The organism is Chelativorans petroleitrophicus (assembly GCF_025398195.1).
In the GTDB taxonomy this organism is placed as follows: domain Bacteria; phylum Pseudomonadota; class Alphaproteobacteria; order Rhizobiales; family Rhizobiaceae; genus Chelativorans; species Chelativorans petroleitrophicus.
This window is the reverse complement of record NZ_JAODNV010000017.1, coordinates 39,261-64,525: the sequence shown is the minus strand read 5'-3', so window position 1 is coordinate 64,525 and position 25,265 is coordinate 39,261. Positions and strand designations below refer to the sequence as shown.

Sequence of the window (25,265 nt, the reverse complement as noted above, 5' to 3'; positions counted from 1 at the left end):
TCGAGAGGGTGATGCGAAGTTCTGCCCTTATCCTTTTGGCGGCTCTTATGCTTTCCGGTTGCGCGACCGGTGGCCTGTCACGAATTGCCGGTGATCTGTCTAATCCGTCTGAGCAGGCTTCGGGCGAGACCATCGGCGGCATCGTCGGGGGTGGGCTGATCATGGGCGATTTGGGGGCCAACCTGTCGCGACGCGCACGGCTGGCGGGCGTGGATGCGGAATACGTGGCCCTGGAAAAGACGCCTCCCGGCCAGCCTGTGGCCTGGAGCGACGAACGTTCCGGCTCAAGCGGAAGGGTCGTGGCTGCGCCGCCTTATCGCGTCGGTTCGCAGGACTGCAGGTCTTACGAGCATGCGGTGAATGCCGAGGGTGCCACGCGCGCGGCGCGCGGCACGGCCTGCCGCAACGAAGACGGGAGCTGGACTCTCCTGAACTGAGCCGGTGCCTCACCGGCGGCTCGACGCTTCTATTGCGGCAGGGCCTGCAACGCCAAAAGGACGCATAGCCCGAGAGTTGGCATAGGGGGTGAGGACCGCTATTTGAACAGCATGCTGTTCTGGACCCTCGCCGCGATATTGACGCTTGCCGCAGCACTTGCGGTGATGCTTCCTTTCCTGCGCGGAGGGGAGCGCACCGTCAGCGAGGCGGAGCACGATCTCGCTGTCTATCGCGACCAGCTTGCCGAGCTGGAGCGGGAGGTGCAGCGCGGGCTGATTTCCGAATCCGATGCGGAGGAGGCGCGCGCGGAGATCGGACGCCGCATTCTCCGGCTGAAAGGCGCGAACGAGGAGGATCGCCCGCCGCGCGTGCCTGGTCAGGGGAAGCTTGCGCGCGTCATTGCCGTGGTTGCCATCCTGGCCGTGCCGGCCATAAGCTGGGGCCTCTACGGCGTTTTGGGTTCGCCGAATATGCCCGCGCAGCCGCTCGCGGCCAGACTGACGAAGGACCCTTCGCAGGCCTCGATCGAGGAGCTTGTGGCACGGGCGGAGGCGCATCTAGCTGCCAATCCCGGCGATGTGCGCGGCTGGGAAGTATTGGCGCCGATCTATGCGCGGCTCGGACGTTACGACGAGGCCGCGAAGGCGTATCGCAAAGTGATCGACCTCGCCGGTCCCACGGCCGAACGCGAGGCCGCGCTGGGAGAGGCGCTGGTGGGTACCGGCGGCGGCATCGTGACGGAAGATGCGGAAGCCGCTTTCGACCGGGCCTTGAAGCTCGACGTAGAGAATCCGCGCGCACGCTTTTTCATTGCCATGGCACGTGCCCAGGAAGGCAATCCGGAGGAGGCGCGTACGATCTGGCAGGAACTGGCTGCCAGCATGGAAGAAGGTTCTCCCTGGCGGGTCGCCGCCGGTCAGGCACTGGCAAGCCTAGCAGCCAGCGAGCGCCGTGCATCGGCATCCGGCCCATCGGAAGAAGAGAAGGCAGCCGAAGACGAAGCGGCAGACGATATGACGTCCGAAGCGCGCCAGGAAATGATCGAAGGCATGGTAGCAAGCCTCGATGCGAAACTTCAGCAGGATCCCGACGATCCGGAGGGATGGCGGATGCTGTTGCGCTCTTTCGTTGTTCTCGGACGGCGGGACGAGGCCGAGGCGGCACTGGCGCGGGCGCGGGAAGCACTCGGCCCGCAGAGCGCGGAAGCCGGCAAGCTGGAGGAATTCGCTGCGAGCCTGGGGCTAGGAACCAAGGAATAGGTGCGACGTGACGCGCAAGCAGAAGCGACTGACGATCATCGGGACGGGCATGGGCTTTCTCGCCCTCGCGGCGGCCCTTACCTTCTATGCGCTTGGCCAGCGGACCTCGTATTTCTACATGCCCGCCGATCTTCTTTCCCAACCGGCGCAGGCAGGCGAGCGAATACGCTTGGGCGGACTTGTCGAAGCGGGCTCCGTCGTGCGCGGCGACGGAACCCGCGTGCGTTTCGCCGTCACTGACAGCGAGAATACGGTCGAGGTCGTCTATGACGGCATTCTGCCGGACCTGTTCCGCGAAGGTCAGGGCGTGGTGACGGAAGGTGCTTTCGGACCTGACGGCGTTTTCGTGGCCGATACGGTTTTGGCCAAGCACGACGAGACCTACATGCCTCGTGAGGTAGCCGACCGCCTGATGGAGGAAGGGGTGTGGCAGGAATGACGGAAGCGGCCTGCGGATGAGCGTCGAGCTCGGTCACTTTGCCCTGGTGCTGGCGCTAGCGCTGGCGATTGTCCAGGCAGTCGTTCCCTTCGCGGGAGCGCGGCTTGGCAGCCAAACGCTGATGCGTGTAGGCGAGCCTGCCGCTGTCACCGGCCTTGCGCTTGTGGTCGGTGCCTTTGCCGCGCTTGTGGCCGCCTATGTGCAGTCGGATTTCTCCGTGCTCAACGTGTGGGAAAATTCGCACTCGGCCAAACCGCTCTTGTTCAAGATCACAGGCACATGGGGCAACCATGAGGGCTCCATGCTCCTGTGGGTGATGATCCTGTCCTTCTTCGGCGGGCTGGCGGCCGTCTTCGGGCGCAATCTGCCGCCCACGCTGAAGGCCAATGTGCTGGCCGTGCAGGGCCTCATCGCTTCCGCTTTCCTGCTCTTTATCCTGCTGACCTCAAATCCTTTCACGCGGCTGGAGCCGGCGCCCATCGAGGGGCGCGACCTTAATCCCATTCTTCAGGATATCGGCCTCGCCGTGCATCCGCCGCTGCTCTATCTGGGCTATGTCGGCTTCTCCATCTCCTTTGCCTTCGCCATCGCCGCGCTGATCGACGGGCGAGTGGACGCGGCATGGGCGCGATGGGTAAGGCCCTGGACGCTTGCCGCCTGGGCTTTTCTCACGGGCGGAATCGCCATGGGGTCCTATTGGGCCTATTACGAGCTTGGCTGGGGCGGCTTCTGGTTCTGGGACCCGGTGGAAAACGCCTCGTTCATGCCCTGGCTTGCAGGCACGGCGCTGCTGCATTCCGCCATTGTCATGGAAAAGCGCTCGGCCCTGAAAATCTGGACCGTGCTGCTTGCCATTCTCACCTTCTCGCTCTCGCTGCTTGGTACGTTCCTTGTCCGCTCCGGCGTGCTGACTTCGGTGCACGCCTTTGCCAGCGATCCCACGCGCGGCGTGTTCATTCTCGCCATATTGGTTTTCTTCATCGGCGGCGCACTCACCCTTTTTGCCTTCCGCGGCGCGGCGCTCGCTCCCGGCGGGCTTTTCCATCCCATCTCACGTGAAGGCGCGCTGGTCCTCAACAACCTGTTGCTGACGACTGCGGCGGCGACCGTGCTTGTGGGTACGCTCTATCCGCTTCTCATCGAGGCGCTGACGGGAGACAAGATTTCCGTTGGCGCGCCCTTCTTCAATCTCACCTTCGTTCCCCTTTTCCTGCCGCTTCTGACGGCGGTACCGTTCGGGCCGATGCTCTCGTGGAAGCGCGGAGATCTGCTTGGCGCCGCACAGCGGCTTCAGGCCGCGTTCCTGATCGCCGCGGCGGGCGGGCTAGCCGCATATTTCATCACGGACCGGGCTTCGGCCTTCGCCGCCCTTGGCATGGTGCTCGGCTTCTGGCTAATTTTGGGGGCGCTGACCGACCTGGCGCTGAAGAGCGGCATCGGCAAGGCTGCGTCCTCCGTTGCTCTCAGACGGCTGATCGGTTTGCCCCTGTCGGTGTTCGGCACCGCACTCGCCCACGCCGGGCTGGGGTTGACGGTGCTCGGCATCGTGGGGGTCACGGCGCTGGAAAAGGAGCAAATCCTGACGATGCGGCCTTCGGAAGTGACCGGGATCGGTGATTATTCCCTTCACTTCGAGGCGGTGCGGCCTGTCACCGGTCCCAACTACACCGAGGAGCAGGCGGTCTTCACGATCTATGCGGGTGGTGTGGCCCGCGGCGAGATCATTTCCGCCAAGCGCCTTTATACGGCGCGCGGAATGCCCACGACCGAAGCGGGCATCCGCACATTCGGCCTTAGCCAGCTTTACGTCTCCATAGGCGATTCTACCGCCGACGGAGGCCTGGTCGTCCGCATCTGGTGGAAGCCCCTCGTCATTCTCATCTGGCTTGGCGCGCTCGTCATGATGACGGGCGGCGCGGTGTCGCTTCTGGACCGCCGCCTGCGTGTGGGCGCGCCTGCCCGGCGCAGGTCCGCGCCGGTTCCTGCTGCGGAGAAGGCGTGATGAGGAAACGCGTGCTCAGCTGCGTCTTTCTTCTCGCGCTGGCATTCGCAGGTCCGGCTGCGGCCGTGGAGCCGGATGAGGTTCTTTCCGATCCCGCGCTGGAGGCTCGCGCGCGCGAGCTTTCCGCCGAATTGCGCTGCATGGTCTGCCAGAACCAGTCGATTGACGATTCGGAGGCTGAGCTTGCCCGGGACCTGCGCCTCCTGGTGCGCGAGCGGATCAAGGCGGGCGACAGCGACGAGGACGTTCGGAACTATATCGTATCGCGTTATGGCGAATTCGTACTCCTGAAGCCGCGCTTCAGCGTGCGCAACGCGTTGTTGTGGGCGACGCCGGTCGTCGTTCTGGCAGGGGGCGGCCTTTTGGTTATCCTCTCGCTGCGCCGGCGTTCCGCCCGGCATGCCGCACCTCTGTCGGTCGAGGAAGAGGCGGCGCTCAAGGACATTCTGAAAAAGTAGCGCGCTTGGCGTGCCTCGAGCTTCCTGTCGGTAAATTGTGCGGTATGGTCGCGCTGCGCCAGTGATTTTCCGCGACCACCATCGATCAACATTACGAAAGTTTCATCCGGCGGAAATGGCGTCGTAAGGTGCGGCAGCCTATCTGAAAGCCCAACAGGTCACATTTTGTGCCTATGAGAGCATAATCGAAGATCGACAGCAAAAGGAGCTGATCCGGATGAATTCAACAAACAAGGTGACATCCAGAACGCGCACGCGGCTGGCCGCGGCCATCGCTTCTCTGGCGGTCGCCGGGGCGGTTGGGCTTGGTGCCATCGGGACCGGCACGCTGCCCGTGCTGGCCGATCCCGTACGGCTTTCAAAGCCGGTCGATGCCCCCAGCTTTGCCGATGTGGTGGATGCGGTTCTTCCGGCCGTCGTCAGCGTGCGTGTGCGCGGTGAAGCGCCGGCGACCGGTGAGGTGGTAGCGCCTTTCTTCGACATGCCGGGCTTTGAGCATTTGCCGGAGAATCATCCGCTGAGGCGCTTTTTCGATCAGTTCCGCGAGGAAAGGCCGCGCAGCGCGCAGCCGCGCCGACGCATCCGGCCGATGGCGCAGGGCTCCGGCTTCTTCATTTCCGATGACGGCTATGTGGTCACCAACAACCATGTGATCGAAGGCGGTTCCGAATACACGATCGTCCTCGAAGACGGCACGGAACTGAAGGCCGAACTCGTGGGTGCGGACCCGCGTACCGACCTTGCAGTGCTGAAGGTCGATGCCGACCGCACCTTCACCTACGTCAGCTTTGCCGACGACAACAACGTCCGGGTCGGTGACTGGGTCGTTGCCGTGGGTAATCCGTTCGGCCTGGGCGGCACCGTGACGGCCGGCATCGTCTCCGCGCGCGGACGCGAGATCGGCGCAGGCCCTTATGACGACTTCATCCAGATCGACGCGGCCGTAAACAGGGGCAATTCCGGCGGCCCGGCCTTCAACCTTGCCGGTGAGGTGGTGGGCGTCAACACGGCCATCTTCTCGCCATCCGGCGGCAATGTCGGCATCGCGTTCGCCATTCCGGCCAATCTGGCCAGCAGCGTGGTCAAGGATCTGATCGATGACGGCACGGTGGAGCGTGGCTGGCTCGGCGTGCAGATTCAGCAGGTGACGGCGACCATCGCCGAGTCACTGGGACTGGAAGAGCAGAAGGGTGCGCTCATCGTAGATGCCAATGAGGGCGAGCCGGCGGCCGAAGCCGGTATCAAGCCGGGCGACGTTATCATTGCGGTCGATGACAAGAACATCGAATCGCCGCGTGACCTGGCGCGTACGATCGCCGAGAAGAAGCCCGGCCAGTCGGTTGAGATTGTCGTGTGGCGCAACGGGAAAACCGAGACGCTGATCGTTGAACTCGGCCAGATGCCGGATCAGGACCAGCTTGCGGCGGCCAATCCGGGAGGGCCCTCCGGCAGCGAGGCGAACTTCGGCCTGACCGTGACGCCGGCTGAGGACGGAGATGGTCTCGTCGTCACCGATGTCGAGCCGGGTAGCGTGGCGGAAGACAACGGCATCATGCCGGGCGACATCATTCGTTCCGTCAATTCGCAGCCGGTGAATTCGACCCGGGACCTGAAGGCCGCCGTCGAAGCGGCCTCGGGCGCCGGCAGAGGTGCTGTGCTGGTGCAGATCGAGCGTGACGGCGCCAATCGCTTTGTAGCGTTGCCCATCGGCTGATAGGCCCTAAGCGGCGGCGGGAACGCCCGCCGTCGCGCTTTCTCAGGCACGATCGCGACCCTTTAGCCGTGCCGGTCATTGCATGTAAATGTGGCGGGCATGAAGATTCTGATCATCGAAGACGACCGCGAGGCGGCGAGCTTTCTGAAAAAGGCCTTTTCCGAAGCAGGCCACACCGCCGATGTGGCTATGGACGGCGAGACCGGCTTCGCGATGGCCGACGGCGGCAGTTATGATGTCTTCGTCATCGACCGCATGCTGCCCCGCCGCGACGGTCTATCCGTCATCGCGGGCCTGCGCGCCAAGGGAAACACCGTCCCGGCGCTCATCCTCTCCGCGCTCGGAGAAGTGGATGACCGGGTGACAGGTCTGCGCGCGGGCGGCGACGACTATCTTACCAAGCCCTATGCCTTTTCCGAGCTTCTTGCGCGCGTGGAAGTGCTGAAGCGGCGTGCCGGCAGCCGGGAGGTGGAGACGGTCTACCGGGTCGGCGACCTTGAGCTTGACCGGCTGTCCCACACCGTCCGGCGCGGTGGGCAGGACATCGTGCTGCAGCCGCGCGAATTCCGTCTGCTGGAATACCTCATGCGGCATGCGGGGCAGGTGGTCACCCGCACCATGCTTCTGGAAAATGTCTGGGACTATCACTTCGATCCCCAGACCAACGTGATAGACGTGCATATTTCCCGTCTGCGCGGCAAGATCGAGAAGGGCTTCGACAAGCCGGTGCTGCACACGGTGCGCGGCGCGGGCTATATGATCCGCGCGGACTGATCCATGGCGGCCCTTTCGGCCATCATGAAGACCACCGCGGCGCGGCTCTCCGCGCTCTATCTGCTCCTTTTTGCTGCCTGTGCCGTGGCGCTGGTGATCTATGTCACTTCGCTTTCAACGCGCATGCTGGAGACGCAGACGCGCGAAGCGATCACGGAGGAGGTGAACGGGCTTGCGCGGGCCTATCAGCGCGGCGGCCTGCCGGCGCTGGTGCGCGTCATGAATGTCCGTGCCCGGCAGCCAGGCGCCAATCTCTATCTCATCACCGATCCCAATGGCCTGATCCTCTCCGGCAATGTGGAAAGCCTCCAGCCGGGCGTTCTCGACCAGTCGGGATGGACCGATCGCCCCTTTCTCTACCGGCGCTTCGGGGGGGCGGAAGCAAGCGACCGGGAACACACCGCTGTCGCGCATGTGATCCGCCTGCCCAACCGGATGATCCTGCTCGTGGGGCGTGATCTTGGAGAGCCCGAGCAGTTCCGCCGCGTCATGCGCCGCGCGCTGGTGGCCGCTCTCGGCATGATGGGGCTGGGCGCCCTCGTCATCTGGTATTTCGTGGGCCGGCGCGCGCTCAAGCGCATCGACAGCGTTTCGGAGGCTAGCAGAAGCATCATGGGCGGGGACCTGTCCCGCAGGCTTCCCGTGACCGGCGCCGGCGACGAGTTCGACCGGCTCTCTGAGAACCTCAACGCCATGCTTGATCGCATCGCCGCTCTGAACGACGGGTTGAAGCAGGTCTCCGCCAATATTGCGCACGATCTGAAGACGCCGCTGACGCGGCTGCGCAATCGCGCCGAGGCCGCCCTCAACGCTAATGCGGACCCAGCCGCTACACGAGAGGCGCTGGAGAGGACCATTGTCGAATCGGATCAGCTCATCCGCACCTTCAATGCCATCCTCATGATCTCGCGGCTGGAGGCAGGCTCTTCCGCCGAGAGCATCTCACAGGTCGATCTCGCGGCAATCGTCGCTGACGTGGTGGAGCTTTACGAGCCGCTGGCGGAGGAGGAAGGCGTTGCGCTCACGGCGAAGATCAAAGAGGCGGCAACCGTTCAGGGAAACCGTGAGCTGATCGGCCAGGCGCTGTCGAACATCATCGACAATGCCATCAAATATTCCGCCGGTGCCACGGAGTCTCCCGCCGTTACGGTGTCGCTGGTACGGGAGGCGAAGGCCGTGCGGCTTGTTGTGACCGACAATGGCCCGGGCATTCCGGCGGAGGACCGGGAGCGGGCAACGGAACGCTTCGTGCGGCTGGAGGCAAGCCGCAGCCAGCCGGGTTCGGGCCTCGGCCTCAGCCTCGCCAAGGCGGTCATGACCTTCCATGGCGGGCGGCTTGAGCTTTCCGGAAACGGGCAGGGGCTTTCGGTTGCGATGATCTTCCCGACAGGCAAGAATGTCTGAGGGAGGTCGCGCACGTGTCTGATGCGAATCTGAAGATAAAGGACGGCACTGCCTGGTTCGGATCGCCGGTGCGCGTACTCCGGCCGCTCGACTCCGCTCGCGCAAGGGAGGAGCTTAACAATCTGGCCAGTCTGGCCGCAGAGCGCAACTGCACCCGTCTTGCTGCTCTGCTCGCTGGTAAAAGCGCCCTTGCCGATTTTCTGGGCGGGGTCTTCGACCTTTCGCCCTATTTGCGCGACTGTGCGCGCAATATGCCCGAAAGCCTCGAAAGGCTGTTCGAAGAACCGCTGGGAGTGCGGCTCCTTTCCCTGCAGGAGGCGATTTGTGCAGTTGCCTTCGAGCCTGACGCCAGCGAGACTAGTGTCATGAAGGCGCTGCGCCGGCTGAAGCGCGAAGCGCATTTCCTCATCGCCCTCGGCGATCTTTCCGGCGAGGCGGACGTGGAAAAAACGGTGCAGCGCCTGAGTCTTCTGGGGGAAAGCTGCGTCAAGGCGGCGGTCGATTTCCTGCTTCTGGATGCTCACCGGCAGGGGAAGTTGCAGCTTCCCGATCCGGCCAATCCCGCCCAGGGCTGCGGCTGGATTCTGCTTGCCATGGGTAAGCTCGGCGCGCGCGAACTCAACTACTCCTCGGATATCGACCTGATTGCGCTGATCGAGCCCGAGGCGCCTGCTGTCCCCGATCCGCTCGAGGCCACCGACCTGTTCGTGCGGCTCACCCGGCGCCTCGTGCGCCTGCTGCAGGACCGGACCGAAGACGGATATGTCTTCAGGACCGATCTGAGGCTGAGGCCGGATCCCGGCTCCACGCCGCTCGCGCTTCCTGTCGAGGCAGCCCTCAACTACTACGAAAGCCGCGGCCAAAACTGGGAACGCGCCGCGATGATCAAGGCGCGAACTATCGCAGGCGATGTCGATGCCGGCGACCGCTTCCTTGCGGAACTCCAGCCCTATGTCTGGCGCAAATATCTCGATTACGCGGCGATTGCCGACGTTCATTCCATCAAGCGCCAGATCCACGCCCACAAGGGGCATGGCGAGATCGCGGTTCTGGGCCATAATGTGAAGCTCGGCCGCGGCGGCATTCGGGAGATCGAATTCTTCGTCCAGACCCAGCAGCTTATCGCCGGTGGCCGCTTCCCCCAACTGCGCGGCCGCGAGACGGTGGGCATGCTGTCAGAGCTCGCCGAGCGCGGCTGGATCACGCGGGAAGCGGGCGAAGAGATGGCCGCCCGGTACTGGTTCCTGCGCCGGGTCGAAAACGCGGTGCAGATGGTGGCGGACGAGCAGACGCATCTCCTGCCCGACGACGAAGACGAGCTTGCCCGGATCGCCCTGCTGCTCGGCTACGAGGACGGCGCGTCCTTTGCTGCGGATTTCCGGCATGCCCTGCAGACGGTGGAGCACCATTATGCGGCACTGTTCGAGACGGCACCACAGCTTTCGCGGGGCCGGGGCAATCTGGTCTTCACCGGGGATGGCGACGACCCGGGTACGCTCGCAACGCTGTCCGAGCTTGGGTTTGAACGCCCGAGCGACATTGCGCGCGTTATCCGGGGTTGGCATTTCGGGCGCTACCGAGTCACCCGTTCGGCGGAAGCGCGCGAGCGGCTAACCGAACTGACGCCTGCGCTTCTCGAGGCGTTCGGGGGAACGAAGCGGGCCGACGAGGCGCTTTTGCGCTTCGACGCGTTCCTGGCAGGCCTGCCGGCGGGCATCCAGCTTTTCTCGCTGCTTCAGTCGAACCCGCGCCTGCTCCAGCTTCTCGCTACGATCATGGGGGCTGCTCCGCGCCTTGCGGCAATCATTACCAGAAGGCCGCATGTCTTCGATGGGCTGCTTGATCCCGCGCTGCTTTCGGAGCTGCCCAACCGTGCCTATCTCGCGGAACGGCTGGCCACCTTTTTAAGCGGCGCGCGCGCCTTCGAGGAGATGTTGGACAGGCTTCGCATCTTCGCGGCGGAGCAGAAATTCCTGATCGGCATCAGGCTGCTCACCGGCACCATCGATGCCGAAAGGGCCGGAAAGGCTTTTTCCGACCTGGCCGACCTGACAATCGGCGCCGCCTTTGATGCCGTCCAGGAGGAATTTGCCCGCGTGCATGGACGCATCGCCGGCGGGCGCGCCGCGATCCTGGGCATGGGCAAGCTCGGCAGCCGTGAGCTGACCGCAGGCTCCGATGTGGACCTCATCCTTCTCTATGACCATGCGCCGGAGGCTGAGGAGTCGGACGGCGTCAAGCCGCTCGCTCCCTCGCATTACTACGCACGGCTTACGCAGCGGCTGATCGCCGCCGTTTCGGCGCCGACCGCCGAAGGCGTGCTCTATGAGCTCGATCTGAGGCTGCGTCCATCCGGCAACAAGGGGCCTGTCGCCACGCATATCGATGCGTTCCGCAAGTATCAGCGCAATGACGCTTGGACATGGGAACACATGGCGCTGACGCGGGCACGGCCGGTGGCGGGCGATCCTTCGCTCTGCAAGGAGGCTGCGGAAGAGGTCCAGACGATCGTATCGATCCCGCGCGACCCGAGGAAAATAGCGCGGGATGCCAGGCAAATGCGCAAGCTTCTGGAGGAGGAGAAGCCTGCTAAGGACATCTGGGACCTGAAGCTCATCCCTGGCGGCATCATCGACCTGGAATTCATAGCGCAGGTGGCAGCGCTATGCGGTTTTGTATCCGCGGAGCCCCGGCCCACGGCGACGGGTGAAGTGCTCGCAGCGCTTTCAGATTCCTTTGCCGATGCTCAGACCCGCGATGAGCTTGCCGAAGCTCACCGGCTTTACATGATGCTCACTCAGATCCTCCGGCTTTGCCTGACTGGGCTGCTCGACCCCGACGACGTGCCGCCTGGGTTAGCGGACGTCCTACTGCGCAGCGTGGACCTGCCGGATTTGCGGGTGCTTGAGGCGCACATACGGGACACCTCGAAGAAGGTGCGCGCCCATTTAGAGCGGCTTTTGAAGCGGTAGCCGGTCTTCTCACTCCTGCCTGAGGGCCAGCAGAATTGCCTGATGGCTGGAGGCGAGCTTCCGGTCGTCGAGACCTGCTTGGGCATTATTTCATCATGGCCGGCTTATATTCTGACAGGTCTATAACCGGCAAACCTCCAGGACAGGAGAAGGTTCGTTAAGACGGAAACCCGGAAGCGGCTTAGGCGGCCTCCGCCATTGCTCGCGTCGGTAGACGCACCGAGACCACCGTGCCCGCGCCCTCCTTCGAGCGGATTCGCAGGGATCCGCCATGCAGCTCGGCGAGCGAGCGCGAGATGGCAAGCCCCAGCCCGGAACCGTTGTGGGTTTTGGAGAACTGGTTTTCGACCTGCTCGAAAGGCCTGCCGAGCTTCTTCAGCGCCGAGCGCGGGATGCCGCAGCCGGTGTCGATGATCGAAAAGATGACCGAGCCGCCTGCCTTGCGCGCTCTGAGTGTCACCTTTCCGCCCTGGCCGGTGAACTTCACGGCGTTGAAGAGCAGATTGATGAGGATCTGCTTGATCGCCCGCGAATCCGCAGAGAATTTGAGAGAGCCAGGCACCTCCGTCCGCATCTCGATGTCCTTCTTTGCGGCCTGCAGCGCCACCACGCGCACCGTCTCCTGAATAAGCGGGGTGAGATCCATCTCCGCGCGGGTGATGGTGAACTGCCCCGCTTCGATTTTGGACATATCCAGGATGTCGTTGATGACCCGCAGCAGATAGGTGCCGCTGGCGTAGATATCGCTGACATATTCCTCATAACGCTCGCAGCCGAGCGGTCCGAACAGCTTCTGCTTCATCAGCTCGGAAAAACCGATGATGGCGTTGAGCGGCGTGCGCAACTCGTGCGACATGTTGGCGAGAAATTCCGATTTCGCCCGGTTGGCAGCCTCGGCGCGTTCGGTTTCTCGCATGTATTTGCGGTTGAGCTCGATCAGTTCCCGGCCGCGCTCCTGCTCGGCGCGGCGGGCAACAGAGAGATCGTGAATGGTCGCCATCAGCCGCCGCTCGCTCTCGACCAGCTTCTCCTGGTGCTGCTTGAGCAGGGTGATATCCGTGCCGACGGCGACGGTGCCGCCGTCGCGGGTCTTGAGCTCCGTTACCTGCTGCCAGCGTCCGTCGGTGAGTTGGCGCTCATAGGTGATACCGTCGCGGGGGTCGGTGGATCTGGTGATCCTGCGTTCGTAGCGCACGGTTTTCATGCGCGCCTCGATGTCCCGCCGGTGCACGCCGGGCACGATCTCGCTGCGGTCGAGGCCGGTATCCTGGATGTACTTGCTGTTGCACATCACCAGCCGTTCCGAAGCGTCCCAAAGGACGAAGGATTCGGTGATGTTCTCGATCGCGGTGCGCAGCCGTTGATCGGCAACCTCCGACTGCTGCACGAGGGTGCGCTGCTCGGTCACGTCCACGGCGATGCCAATCAGGTGGATTTCGGACGCATCCGGGTCCACCACCTGCGCCCGTGCGCGCGTCCATATCCAGCGACCGTCCGCATGGCGCATGCGGAAAACCTGGTCGATCTGGTCGATTTCGCGCGAGACGATGCGGTTCGCCAGCTCGAACAAATCCCCGTCCTCGGGATGGATCAGTCTCGCCACCTCGCCGAAGGACAGTACCAGGTCGGAAGGCTGGTAGCCGAGCATCTCATACATGGAGCGCGACCAGAACATCTTGCCGCGTGCCATGTCCCAGTCCCACAGGCCGCACTTGCCGCGGGCCAGCGCCAGGTCGATCCGCTGGTGGGCTTCCATATAGATGCGGTCGGCCGCCTGTGCGCGGGCAGCCTGGCTGAAATAGGCGTAGAGGATCACCATCAGCACGCCCGCCGTCAGCGCAAACAGCGTGACGTTGAGCGAGACGGAGCGGCGCCATTCCGCGAACATCGCTTCGCGCGGCGCCAGGGCGATCACCGTGCCGCGCCCGTCGGGAAGGATGCTGCCGGCCGCCAGCCAGTCCTCGCCGTTAAGCTCTACATCGAGCACCCCGGCGCGCTCACCGAACATGAGAAGCGGCTGGCCGCCGGAGACGAACGCATCCAGAGGCCGCCCCTCCATATTCGTAGCCCCGGGGGAGGCGGCAATGACGACGGAGCCGGGATCGGTCACCGCGAAGATCCACTCTCCACTGGCGCTTGCCTGCCGTCCGGCCTCGTCTATCAGACCCCGCAACTCGTAGGACTGTGGCAGGCCGTCGGGAATGGAAAGCTGCAGCGACCGGGCGAAATTGATCGCGGCGAGGCCCAGATGTGCCTTGGTGTCGCGCTCGATGTCGTCCCGCCAGTCGGCCATGGCGAACATGCGGGCGGCGGCCACGACCAGCAGAAAGAGGACGATGAGCACCGGGATCGAGCGTCTGAGATAGGGCTCGATGACGAGCAGACGCTTATAGGCAGGCGCAGCGATGATCTTGGCGTTACCCGCAAGCCGGTTTTCCGCTTTCAATCTGCCGCGCCTGAACCACAAGCTCGCAGGCGATATCCACGCGTCCGCCCTGAGCATCCAATGGGCCCCTCATTTCCCCCGATTTACCGCTTGACCGATCCGCGCACGCCACCCTGCGAATCACCCATAAGGAATCAGAGGTGATTCGGGTTGTCTAGTGGGTTGAGCAAAATTGAAGGTGCTTGGCTCCACAGGCGCTGTCGGCTGCGTGCTTTCCGTGAACGGCCTGCGGCCGGCAATCCGCGGCCTCGGGCCGCCGTTCAGGCAAGCGTCCGCTCGACGATGTCGCGCAGGTCGCGCGAGAGTTCCGGCTGCTGCGCCATGTGGGCGAGGGCCGCGCGCGCATGCTCCTGCCTGCCTTTCTCAAGCGAGCGCCAGGAGCGGAAGGCGACGGCGAGCCGCGCGGCCACTTGCGGGTTATGCGCCTCCACGCGAAGCACCGTTTCGGCCAGAAAGCGATACCCTTCGCCATCTACCCGGTTGAAGCCGGTCTGGTTGGCGGAGGCGAAGGAGCCGATGAGCGAACGGACACGGTTCGGATTCATGAGCGAGAAGGCTTCATGCTCCATCAGCCGGCGCACGAGGTCCACGGTATCCGGCCCGGGTATCGTGGCCTGCACGATGAACCACTTGTCGAGCACCAGCGCATTGTCGCGATAACGTTCCTCGAAGGCGGCAAGCGCCTTCTGCGTCGCCTCGGACGTCGGAAACTGATGGGCGAGCACCGTAAGCGCGGCCATGCGCTCTGTCATGTTGGTGGAGTTCTCGAACTGGTGCAGCGCCAGTGCGGGTTCGCCGCTGCCAGCGGCCAGATAGTCGAGCAGCACATTGCGCAGGGCCCGCCGGCCGGCGCTTTCCGCATCGGGGCTGAAGGGACCCTTGTCTTCCAGGTTTCTGTGAAGAGCGGCAAAATTCTCATGCGCCCTGATGGCGATGGCTTTGCGCAGGGATGCGCGCGCGGCACCGATGGCATCAGGGTCGATGTTCGAGCCGATCTCGCGGGCAATGTCGGCTTCCGCGGGAAGGGTGAGCGCCAGCGCCCGGTAGGCGGGCTCCAGCCTTTCGTCGGCGGCTATCTCCGCCGCGCAATCCAGAAGTGCCGCCTCGAATTCCGGCTCCTTGCTGCCGCGGATGCGCGCCGAAGCATCGATCAGTGCCTTGGTGAGGAGCGTATCGAGCGCCTGCCAGCGCGAGAACAGGTCGCTGTCATGGCGCGCCAAGAACAGTCTATCGCTCGCACTCGTCTCCTGCGACAGCGTAATGGGCGCCGAAAATCCGCGATTGAGCGACAGAATAGGCCTTACCTCCACGCCTTTGAAGCGGATGACCTGGCGGCGCTTGCGCAGATGGATCACGCTATCCTCGACAGCCGCACCCTCCACGCTTTCATAGGCCATGTCCTGCCCGTCGGGGCCGACCAGTCCGAAGGCCAGCGGGATGTGCATCAGCCGCTTGCGCGCCTCCGACGGCGTGGGCGGAACGGATTGTTCGAGCTCGACGGTGTACTCCCTGGCCGACGGATCGTAGCGCGTCGTGGCGGTGACGTTCGGGGTGCCCGCCTGATGGTACCACAGCGAGAACTGCGACAGATCCCGCCCTGAGACCGCCTCGAAGCAGGCGAGGAAATCCTCGATCGTCACAGCCTGGCCGTCATGACGCTCGAAATAGAGATCCATGCCGGCGCGGAAGGCTTCCGCTCCAAGGATCGTGCGGATCATGCGCACCACCTCCGAGCCCTTCTCGTACACCGTCGCGGTGTAGAAGTTGTTGATCTCGCGATAGCGGCGCGGCCGCACCGGATGGGCCAGCGGACCCTGATCCTCTGGGAACTGGTGCGCGCGCAAGGTCCGCACCTCGGCGATCCGCTTGACCGCGCGCGAACGCTGGTCAGCCGAGAATTCGTGGTCCCGGTAGACCGTCAGCCCTTCCTTCAAGCAGAGCTGGAACCAGTCGCGGCAAGTGATTCTGTTGCCTGTCCAATTATGGAAATATTCGTGGGCGATAATGGCCTCGATGTTGGCGAAATCGACATCCGTGGCCGTCTCGGGATCGGCAAGAACATATTTGTCGTTAAAGACGTTCAGGCCCTTGTTCTCCATCGCGCCCATGTTGAAATCGGACACAGCGACGATGTTGAAGACGTCGAGGTCGTATTCCCGGCCGAAGCGTTCTTCGTCCCACCGCATGGAGCGCTTGAGCGCGTCCATGGCATAGGCGGCCAGCGCCTCCTTGCCGTGCTCGACATAGATCGCAAGCGCCACGTCGCGCCCGGAGGCCGTAACGAAACGGTCGCGCACGACGCCGAGGTCACCGGCCACCAACGCGAAAAGATAGGACGGCTTGGGGAAGGGATCGTGCCAGACCGCGTAGTGCCAGCCATCGTCGAGATCGCCATGCTCGACCGGGTTGCCGTTGGACAGAAGCAGCGGCGCTTCCTTCTTCCTGGCTTCGATGCGCACGCGATAGACCGCAAGGACGTCGGGCCGATCGAGGAAATAGGTGATGCGGCGGAAGCCCTCTGCCTCGCATTGCGTGCAGAAAACGCCGTTCGAGACGTAGAGGCCCATCAGCGCCTTGTTGTTGGCTGGCGCGAGCCGGGTGACAATGGTGAGCTCGAAATGCTGTGCCTTGGGAGGCTTGACGATGGTCAGCCTGTCCGGCGTGGCTTCATAGGCCCCGTCCTCCGCGGGCCTACCGTCGATCAAGAGTTGTCCGAGCGTCAGCCCGTCGCCGTCGAGCACGAGCGGCAGGTCCGCCGCCACGCCTTCCCGGCGCGCGATCGAAAGCCTGGCGGTCACGATCGTCCGTTCGGGATCGAGCCGGAAGGTGAGATCCAGTTCTGGAATGAGGTAGTCGCTGGGGCGATAATCCTCGAGACGGAAGACCTGGCCGGTGTCGGTGCGCATGAAACATCTCCTCACGGGCCGCGCAGCGCGCCGGTTGGCCCAACTATTTCGAACCTGGCTCTTTACACGATGCAGCCCGTCGACAAAACTGTCAGGCCGATGCAGTTCTCAAACGTTTCCACGGCATTCGCAAGGAAGTGGGCATGACGGTCCTCACACCGAAATTCGGCATGGGCGCATCCGTGCTGCGCACCGAAGACGACACCTTCATCACCGGGAAGGGGCGCTATACGGATGACATTGCACCTGCGGGCGCGCTGCACGGCTATGTGGTGCGGTCGCCTATCGCAAAGGGCCGCTTCAGGATCGGTTCGCTCGATGCCGCGCGCAGCGCGCCCGGCGTCCATCTCGTGCTGACCGGCGAAGACACAAAGCATCTGCGCGATCTTGTCACGTCCGGAATGCCGAAACAGCCTGACGGCACCACGCCTCCCTCGCGCGATATTCCGATTCTGTGCCGTGACCGGGTGCAATATGTCGGCGATGCCGTGGCTTTCATCGTGGCCGACACACGCGCTCTGGCTCAGGATGCCGCGGAACTGATCGAAATCGACTACGAGGACGAAAAACCGGCCATCGGCACTGCCGCCGCCCTGAAGGAAGGGGCGCCTCTGGTCTGGCCTGAACTCGGCAGCAACGAAGCGTTCCGCTACCATGTGGGCGACAAGGAGAAGACGGATGCCGCCTTCGCCAAGGCAGACCGGGTGGTGAAGGTATCCTTCATCAACAATCGCCTCGTCGCCAACTACATGGAGCCGCGATCCATCATCGGCGAATGGCGTGCGGGCGAAGACCGGTTCGTGCTGACGACTGGCTCGCAAGGCGTCCACCACATGCAGGGTGTCCTGTCGAACATATTCGGGATCCCGAAGAAGCAGCTGCGTGTCATCACGCCGGATGTGGGTGGCGGCTTTGGCACGAAGAACTTCGTCTATCGGGAACACGCCCTGGTCCTGGAAGCGGCCAAGCGGCTCGGTCGGCCGGTGAAGTGGACCTGCGATCGCAACGAGCATTTCCTTACTGACAGCCAGGGGCGCGACAATTTCGTGACCGCCGAAATGGCGCTTGATGCGTCCGGACGGTTTCTCGGAATGCGTGTCGAAATCCTGAGCAATCTGGGCGCCTATGTGCACCAGTTCGGCCCCTACATTCCCACCGGCGGCGCGTCCATGACCACCGGCGTCTACGATATCCAGGCCATCGACGTGACGGTGAAGGGCGTCTACACCAATACCTGTCCCGTCGATGCCTATCGCGGGGCAGGGCGGCCGGAAGCCGCCTTCCTGATCGAAAAGCTGGTGGAGGAATGCGCCCGCCAGCTGAAGATGCCGCGCGAGGAAATCCGCCGCCGGAATTTCATCAAGCCGGAGCAGTTCCCCTACCGCACGCCGACGGGCAGGCTCTACGACCTTTGCGAATTCGACGGCCACATGACGCTTGCCATGGAGCGCGCGGGCTGGGCCTCCTTCGAGGAGCGTCTCGAAGAGTCGAAGAAGCGGGGCCGCATGCGCGGCATCGGCATGTCGACCTATATCGAGGCCTGTGCGTTTCCGGGTTCGGAGCCTGCGCATCTGACGCTGAATGCCGACGGCACGGTCACGCTCGCCATCGGCACCCAGACCAACGGCCAGGGTCATGCCACGGCCTATGCCCAGCTCATCGCTGAAAAGCTCAATCTGGACATCACGAAGATCCGTCTGCATCAGGGCGATACCGACGTGCTGGAATCGGGCGGCGGGACCGGCGGCTCGCGCTCGGTGCCCATCGGCGGCGTTTCGGCTGCGCGCGCGGGGGAGGATCTGGCCGAGAAGATCAGGAAAATCGCTGCCGAGGAGCTAGAGGCCGCCCCCGCTGACATCGAACTTGTCAACGGCACGGCGCGCATTGTCGGCACGGACCGTTCGATGGACTTCGCCGAGATTGCCAAGGCAGCTAAAAATCCGGACGATTTGAAAGGCTTCGGAAACTTCACCCAGGAAGAGCCAACCTATCCGAACGGAACCCACATCTGCGAAGTGGAGATCGATCCGGAGACCGGCAAGACCGATATCGTGGCCTATACGGTGGTGGACGACTTCGGCGCGACGGTGAACCCGATCCTTCTTGCCGGCCAGATTCATGGCGGTGTGGCCCAGGGAATCGGCCAGGCGCTGGCCGAGGAGGCAGTCTATTCGGAGGATGGGCAGCTCGTCACCGCCACCTTTATGGACTACCAGATGCCCCGGGCGGATCTTCTGCCGTTCTTCCATTTCGAAACGCGGAACGTCCCATCCACGACGAATGCACTCGGCATGAAGGGCGCAGGCGAGGCCGGAACCGTGGGTTCCACACCTGCCGTGCTCAATGCCGTCGTGGACGCGCTCTATCGCGCATACGGCATCTCCCATATCGAGATGCCGGCCACGCCGCAGCGTATCTGGCAGGCGATCGCACAAGCGAGAAGCGCGTCGTGAGCCTGCCAGAAGGGCCGCGGCCATGAGCGTCGCCGCGGGTGAAATCGGAACACAGCAAAGACCGCTCTACGGCATCGCGCTCAAGGTGATTTCGGTCACGGTCTTCGTCGTGATGTCGTCGCTGATCAAGGCGGCCGGCACGCTCCCGCCGGGGCAGATCGTCTTTTTCCGGTCCTTCTTCGCGATCTTCCCGATCTTCATCATGCTCGCGTGGCAAAGGGAGCTTACCACCGCCTTCCATACCCGACACCCGGTCAGTCACATCCTGCGCGGCCTCGTAGGCGTGGCCTCGATGGGATTCAGCTTCTTTGGGCTGACGCGCCTGCCTCTGCCTGAGGCCATCACGCTCAACTACGCCCAGCCGCTTCTGGTGGTGGTGTTTTCCGCGATCTTCATTGGCGAGGTGGTACGCATCTACCGCTGGAGCGCCGTCATCGTCGGTTTCGTTGGCGTCATTGTCATCGCCTGGCCCAATCTGACGCTTCTGACGAGCGGCGCATCCCTCGGCCGCGACGAGGTGGCGGGAGTGCTCGCCATTCTGTTGGGCACGGCAACCTCGGCGGTCGCGACCTTGCTCGTGCGCCGCCTTGTCATGACGGAGAAGACGCCCACCATCGTCCTGTGGTTCTCGGTCACGGCGACGGTGGTTTCGCTGTTCACCATACCCTTCGGTTGGGCGCCATTGACGCACTGGCAGATTGTCGCCCTTGTGAGTGCCGGCATCTGCGGCGGGATCGGGCAGATTCTGATGACGCAGTGCTACCGTCACGCCGAGCTTTCGACCATCGCCCCGTTCGAATACACCTCGATGGTTCTGGCCATTATCGTGGGATATTTCGCCTTTGGCGACGTGCCGACGCTCTATACGCTCGTGGGCGGCCTGCTCGTGGCCGCCGCCGGCATCTTCATCATATGGCGCGAGCGGCAGCTTGGTCTGAAACGGGCTGCGGCGAGAAGGTTTGTGCAACAGTAGCGAATAGCGAATGGGGAGTAGAGAATAGGGGTGTGAATGGTGAATAGTGAATGGAATTAGTTATTGAAAGTACAAAAGCAGAAATTACTCGCTACTCGCTCAACTTCTTCTTCACCTCCAAAAAATCCCGCCACGCAAGCTTCTTATGCGCCGGATTACGCAGCAGATAGGCCGGATGCAGGGTGGGCATGGTGGGAATCTCCAGGCCGCTCGCGGTTCTGTGGATGGCCCAAGTGCCGCGCATGCGCATGATGCCGGTCTGTGTGTTGAGCAGCAGCTTGGTGGACGGATTGCCGAGCGTGACTAGCACCTTCGGCCTCTTCAGCTCGATGTGCCGCTCAATGAACGGCCGGCAGATCTCGGTTTCCAGCGGCGAGGGATCGCGGTTGCCGGGCGGTCGCCAGGGGATGACGTTGGAGATATAGGCGGTGGTCCGGTCACGGCCGATCGCTGCCAGCATGCGGTCGAGCAACTGGCCCGAGCGCCCGACAAATGGCAGGCCCTGCAAGTCTTCGTCCCGTCCCGGTGCCTCGCCCACCAGCATGAGGTCCGCCTCCGGATTGCCGTCGGCAAAGACCAAGTTTTTCGCCGTATATTTGAGATTGCAACCGTCGAAATCAGCTAGAAGCGCCTTGAGCTCCTCAAGGTTTTGCGCCTGTCGGGCGAGCTCCCGGGCGCGGATTGCCTGGGATTCGTCAGGAATCGCGGCCCGTGGCGCTGCAGGCGCGGCTACGGAAGTTGCCGGTGAAGCCTTCACAGGCTCTTTTTCCGCCGACGCATCTGCGGTGCGTTGAGCCGCCTCCGGCTGCTGCTGAAGACGATTTTGCGGCTCTTCGGTGAGCGCTTCATCGACGCCGGCGGCCTGATAAAAGGCGAGAATGTCGCTCAGGAGCGTGCGGTTCTTTGGCGTGTTGACGGACATGGCGCCAATGTCGTCCGCCGCGGGAGGCAATGCAAGGGGGAAGGTGGCGTTGCATTCCGCCAAGCGTTCTTCCTGATGCTCTGGGCACCGTTCACGAGAACGGGATGCGCGGGTCCTGAACCAGATGGAACTGGTAAACCGGCGTGAGGTCGGTGATCAGCATGGAGAAGATCACGGTCTCGCGGGGATCGGCCTTTCCATGCCGGAACAGGACCCGGTCGTACGGTTCGAAATCGCGCGAGAAAGCTTTGAAGGCACTGGAGGAAAGCGTTTCCGCCTCCGCTACCGCCTGATCGAAGGAGAGACCGTCGCCATAGGTGCTGGGTTCGCCCAGCACCTGCTGCAGTTCGAAGCCGAACTCCACCCAGGCGAAGTCGCTGGCATTGACTGTTTCAAGCTGGAGGTAAAGGGCGAGGCCTGCGCGTCCCGTATCGGTGCGTGAGGCCCGCGGCCCCGGCACGCGGATGGTGAGCACCATCTCGCTTGCTGAGTAGAGCTCCTGCGTCACGATAACCGGATCATCCCTGGTTCCGGCACCGCGGACGCCCAGGATGCGGAAGCCGCCGAGTTCATCCGAGAAACTGTAGCCGCCCGTATGCCAGGTGCCGTCATCGGCCGGTCCCGCGCCCGTGAGGAGAGCAGTGCAGATGAGGGCGGCAAATCGCATGGTCCGCGGCATGGGCCTGGGTCCTCCCAACCCGGCGCCATGATTGTAGGCCAGCGGGATGCCCGATGGAAGTGCGGCGGTAGTCGGAACACCTGGCGGCTCCTAGGAAATGTTCTGTCGCATCCGGGCGGTTTCACCGCGCGCGACTATGCATTATAGCCGGGACGATGAAGACGGCCGCCCTCAAGGGCAAGGTGGAGGATTGGATGAGCGAGCGCGAAAGCATGGAGTTCGATGTGGTGATCGTCGGCGCTGGCCCGGCGGGGCTGGCGGCGTCGATCAGGCTGAAGCAGCTCAATCCCGATCTCTCGGTCGTCGTCCTGGAAAAGGGCGGAGAGGTGGGCGCGCACATCCTTTCCGGCGCCGTGGTTGATCCCATCGGAATTGACCGGCTTCTCCCCGGCTGGCGCGAGGAGGACGATCACCCGTTCCGGACGCCCGTTACCGACGACCGCTTCCTCGTCTTGGGGCCGGCGGGTTCGATGCGGCTGCCGAATTTCATCATGCCGCCGCTCATGAACAACCATGGCAACTACATCGTCTCTCTCGGAAATGTCTGCCGCTGGCTTGCCGGCAAGGCCGAGGCTCTGGGCGTCGAGATCTATCCCGGCTTCGCAGCCACCGAAGTCCTTTACAATGATGAGAACGCCGTCATTGGGGTGGCAACCGGCGACATGGGCGTGGAGCGCGACGGAACGCACGGCCCGAACTATCAGCCCGGCATGGAACTGCTCGGCAAATATGTGCTGGTCGGGGAGGGTGCGCGCGGCTCGCTCGCCAAGCAGCTCATTGCTCGCTACAACCTCGCCGAAGGCCGCGAGCCGCAGAAATTCGGCATCGGCATCAAGGAGCTGTGGGAGGTACGGCCGGAGAAACACAAGCCCGGGCTCGTGCAGCACAGTTTCGGCTGGCCTCTCGACTGGAAGACCGGCGGCGGCTCGTTTCTCTACCATTTCGACGAAAACCTCGTGGCTGTCGGCTTTGTCGTCCACCTCAACTATCGCAATCCGTATCTCTCGCCGTTCGAAGAGTTCCAGCGCTTCAAGACGCATCCGGCCATTCGCGAAACCTTCGAGGGCGGCACGCGTATTTCCTACGGCGCACGCGCGATCACCGAAGGCGGTTGGCAGTCGGTGCCGAAGATGGCGTTCCCGGGCGGCTTGCTGATGGGTTGTGCGGCGGGTCTGGTGAACGTGCCACGCATCAAAGGCTCTCACAACGCCGTCCTGTCCGGCATTCTGGCGGCCGAGCACGTGGCCGAGGCGATCGCCGCCGGGCGTGCGCATGACGAGCTTGCCGCCTTCGAGGATGCCTGGCGCGCCTCCGACATCGGCAAGGATCTGAAGAAGGTGCGCAACGTCAAGCCGTTGTGGACGCGCTTCGGCACGCTGCTTGGCGTCGGCCTTGGCGGGCTGGATATGTGGCTGAATACGATTTTCGGCACCTCGCCCTTCGGCACGCTCGGCCACGGCAAGCCGGATCACGAGGCGCTGGAGCCGGCCGACAGGCACCGGCCGATCGAATATCCGAAGCCCGATGGCGTTCTCACTTTCGATCGGCTCTCCTCGGTGTTTCTGTCCAACACCAACCACGAGGAGAACCAGCCGGTGCATCTCCAGGTCAAGAACATGGAGCTGCAGAAAGTATCGGAATACGGTGTCTTCGGAGGGCCTTCGTCGCGCTATTGCCCGGCGGCGGTCTATGAGTGGGTGGACGAGCAGGGCAATGCGCTGGCGGGCACCGCCGCGCGCGACCCCGCCAAGGCGCGCTTCGTCATTAACGCGCAGAACTGTGTCCACTGCAAAACCTGCGACATCAAGGACCCAAACCAGAACATTAACTGGGTCCCGCCGCAGGGCGGCGAGGGACCTCTCTACCAGAACATGTGAGGCGCCGAAGGTTCGACGCCCACCGGCCCAAGCCTTTCGTTACTGGAACGCCGTCTCGGAGAAGCTGCGCAGCTTGCGCGAGTGCAGCCGCTCCGGCGGCATGGCGGCAAGCTTCTCCACGGCGCGGATGCCGATCTTGAGATGCTGCGCGACCTGCCGCTTGTAGAAGTCCGTGGCCATGCCCGGCAGCTTCAGTTCGCCGTGCAGGGGCTTGTCCGAGACGCAGAGCAGCGTGCCGTAAGGGACGCGGAAGCGGAAGCCGTTGGCCGCGATCGTAGCCGACTCCATGTCGAGCGCGATGGCGCGTGACTGCGAAAGCCGCTGCACCGGCCCGCGCTGCTCGCGCAGCTCCCAGTTCCGGTTGTCGATGGTGGCGACCGTGCCCGTGCGCATGATGCGCTTCAGTTCATAGCCGGAAAGTCCGGTGACCTCAGCCACCGCCTCCTGGAGGGCCACCTGCACCTCGGCAAGCGCGGGCAGTGGCACCCACACGGGCAGGTCTTCATCCAGTACATGGTCCTCGCGCACATAGGCATGCGCCAGCACATAGTCACCGAGAGCCTGGGTGTGGCGCAGGCCGGCGCAATGACCCAGCATCAGCCAGACATGCGGCCGGAGCACGGCGATGTGGTCCGTTATCGTTTTGGCGTTTGACGGGCCGATGCCGATATTTACCATGGTGATACCGCCGTGGCCGCTCTTCTTCAGGTGATAGGCCGGCATTTGCGGCATGCGCTGCAGGGCCGTTTCCGGGGGCTTTTCTCCAGGCCGCGTGATGATGTTGCCGGGCTCCACGAAGGCCTCGTAGCCTCCGCCGCCGGACGCCATGGCCTCGCGCGCGAAGGCGCAGAACTCGTCGATGTAGAACTGATAGTTGGTGAAAAGCACGAAGTTCTGGAAATGTTCCGGATCCGTCGCGGTGTAATGCGACAGCCGATGCAGCGAATAGTCGATGCGCGGCGCGGTGAAAGGCGCAAGCGGCAGTGGCTCACCGGGCAGCGGCTCATAGGTCCCGTTGACGATGTCATCGTCCATGGTGTTGAGGTCCGGCACGTCGAAGAGATCGCGCAAGGGCCTTTTCAGATTGTTCCCGGCCGCACCTTCCACGTAGGCGTCCTTCTGGAAGGCGAAATGCAGCGGAATGGGCATCTCAGATTCGGCAACCGTCACCTCCACGCCGTGATTGCGCATGAGGAGACCAAGCTGTTCCGTCAGATAGTCCCTGAAAAGATCCGGCCGGGTGATCGTGGTCCCATAGGTGCCGGGTGCCGGGACATGCCCATAGGCAAGCCGTGTGTCGATCTGCGCGAAGGAGGAGGTGGAAAGGCTTACTTCGGGGTAGAAGGCGCGATAGCGCCGATCGCTTTCGCCTGTCCGGATCACGTGCCCGAAGGCTTCGCGCAGAAAGGCCGTGTTGCGCTCGTAGATGGCCTGGAGCGCGTTGACGGCTTCCTTCGGATCGCTGAAGGATTGTCGCGCGACCGGCTCCGGGCTCGAAATGGTTCCGATGGGTTGAGGGTAGATTCGCTTGTCCATATCCCATTATAGA

The 25,265-nt window shown here is 63.5% G+C and carries 17 protein-coding genes; 12 read left to right on the top strand and 5 right to left on the bottom strand.

Annotated features, from left to right (window positions below):
• Positions 1 to 11 precede the first annotated feature (11 nt).
• The 9 genes from NYR54_RS15195 (at position 12) to NYR54_RS15155 (ending at position 11,460) form a co-directional block, all read left to right on the top strand.
• Positions 12 to 437, top strand: a complete 426-nt coding sequence (locus NYR54_RS15195; protein WP_261516549.1) for an RT0821/Lpp0805 family surface protein — start codon at positions 12 to 14, stop codon at positions 435 to 437.
• Between the two features lie 111 nt (positions 438 to 548).
• Positions 549 to 1,697, top strand: a complete 1,149-nt coding sequence (ccmI, locus tag NYR54_RS15190) for a c-type cytochrome biogenesis protein CcmI (protein WP_261516548.1) — start codon at positions 549 to 551, stop codon at positions 1,695 to 1,697.
• Positions 1,698 to 1,704: 7 nt separating this feature from the next.
• The gene (ccmE, locus tag NYR54_RS15185) at positions 1,705 to 2,136 is read left to right on the top strand and encodes a cytochrome c maturation protein CcmE (RefSeq protein ID WP_261516547.1); all 432 of its coding nucleotides are present in this window, start codon (positions 1,705 to 1,707) and stop codon (positions 2,134 to 2,136) included.
• A 16-nt stretch (positions 2,137 to 2,152) separates the two neighbouring features.
• On the top strand, positions 2,153 to 4,138 hold the full coding sequence (locus tag NYR54_RS15180) for a heme lyase CcmF/NrfE family subunit (protein ID WP_261516546.1): 1,986 nt from the start codon (positions 2,153 to 2,155) through the stop codon (positions 4,136 to 4,138).
• Positions 4,138 to 4,596, top strand: a complete 459-nt coding sequence (locus NYR54_RS15175) for a cytochrome c-type biogenesis protein (protein ID WP_261516545.1) — start codon at positions 4,138 to 4,140, stop codon at positions 4,594 to 4,596. Before NYR54_RS15180 ends, NYR54_RS15175 begins: the two co-directional genes overlap by 1 nt.
• Before the next feature lie 217 nt (positions 4,597 to 4,813).
• Positions 4,814 to 6,310 (top strand): DegQ family serine endoprotease, encoded by a 1,497-nt coding sequence (locus tag NYR54_RS15170; RefSeq protein WP_261516544.1) that lies wholly within the window; start codon positions 4,814 to 4,816, stop codon positions 6,308 to 6,310.
• A gap of 99 nt (positions 6,311 to 6,409) precedes the next feature.
• Entirely contained in the window at positions 6,410 to 7,084 is a 675-nt protein-coding gene (locus tag NYR54_RS15165; protein ID WP_261516543.1) for a response regulator transcription factor, read from the top strand.
• Positions 7,085 to 7,087: 3 nt separating this feature from the next.
• Entirely contained in the window at positions 7,088 to 8,488 is a 1,401-nt protein-coding gene (locus NYR54_RS15160; RefSeq protein WP_261516542.1) for a sensor histidine kinase, read from the top strand.
• A gap of 14 nt (positions 8,489 to 8,502) precedes the next feature.
• Positions 8,503 to 11,460 (top strand): bifunctional [glutamine synthetase] adenylyltransferase/[glutamine synthetase]-adenylyl-L-tyrosine phosphorylase, encoded by a 2,958-nt coding sequence (locus NYR54_RS15155; RefSeq protein ID WP_423738624.1) that lies wholly within the window; start codon positions 8,503 to 8,505, stop codon positions 11,458 to 11,460.
• A gap of 181 nt (positions 11,461 to 11,641) precedes the next feature.
• Here the strand turns inward: NYR54_RS15155 and NYR54_RS15150 are convergent, their stop codons facing one another.
• Positions 11,642 to 13,963: a PAS domain-containing sensor histidine kinase gene (locus NYR54_RS15150; protein ID WP_261516541.1), complete on the bottom strand. Its 2,322-nt coding sequence runs from the start codon at positions 13,961 to 13,963 to the stop codon at positions 11,642 to 11,644.
• Between the two features lie 203 nt (positions 13,964 to 14,166).
• Positions 14,167 to 16,812, bottom strand: a complete 2,646-nt coding sequence (gene pepN / locus NYR54_RS15145; protein ID WP_261516540.1) for an aminopeptidase N — start codon at positions 16,810 to 16,812, stop codon at positions 14,167 to 14,169.
• 143 nt (positions 16,813 to 16,955) lie between these two features.
• Here pepN and NYR54_RS15140 point away from each other — a divergent pair, with 143 nt between their 5' ends.
• Together NYR54_RS15140 and NYR54_RS15135 are read left to right on the top strand one after the other, a co-directional pair.
• Positions 16,956 to 19,265: a xanthine dehydrogenase family protein molybdopterin-binding subunit gene (locus NYR54_RS15140; RefSeq protein ID WP_261516539.1), complete on the top strand. Its 2,310-nt coding sequence runs from the start codon at positions 16,956 to 16,958 to the stop codon at positions 19,263 to 19,265.
• Positions 19,266 to 19,287: 22 nt separating this feature from the next.
• Complete coding sequence (locus NYR54_RS15135; protein ID WP_261516538.1) at positions 19,288 to 20,238, top strand: DMT family transporter; 951 nt, start codon at positions 19,288 to 19,290, stop codon at positions 20,236 to 20,238.
• Between the two features lie 91 nt (positions 20,239 to 20,329).
• Here NYR54_RS15135 and NYR54_RS15130 read toward each other — a convergent pair whose 3' ends face one another.
• The gene (locus tag NYR54_RS15130; RefSeq protein WP_261516595.1) at positions 20,330 to 21,160 is read right to left on the bottom strand and encodes a uracil-DNA glycosylase; all 831 of its coding nucleotides are present in this window, start codon (positions 21,158 to 21,160) and stop codon (positions 20,330 to 20,332) included.
• Between the two features lie 91 nt (positions 21,161 to 21,251).
• Entirely contained in the window at positions 21,252 to 21,839 is a 588-nt protein-coding gene (locus tag NYR54_RS15125) for a hypothetical protein (RefSeq protein WP_261516537.1), read from the bottom strand.
• A gap of 155 nt (positions 21,840 to 21,994) precedes the next feature.
• Between NYR54_RS15125 and NYR54_RS15120 the strand changes: the two genes are divergently transcribed.
• Positions 21,995 to 23,716, top strand: coding sequence for an electron transfer flavoprotein-ubiquinone oxidoreductase (locus tag NYR54_RS15120; RefSeq protein ID WP_261516536.1), 1,722 nt, complete (start codon positions 21,995 to 21,997; stop codon positions 23,714 to 23,716).
• 39 nt (positions 23,717 to 23,755) lie between these two features.
• Here the strand turns inward: NYR54_RS15120 and NYR54_RS15115 are convergent, their stop codons facing one another.
• Positions 23,756 to 25,252 (bottom strand): AMP nucleosidase, encoded by a 1,497-nt coding sequence (locus NYR54_RS15115; protein ID WP_261516535.1) that lies wholly within the window; start codon positions 25,250 to 25,252, stop codon positions 23,756 to 23,758.
• Positions 25,253 to 25,265 lie beyond the last annotated feature (13 nt).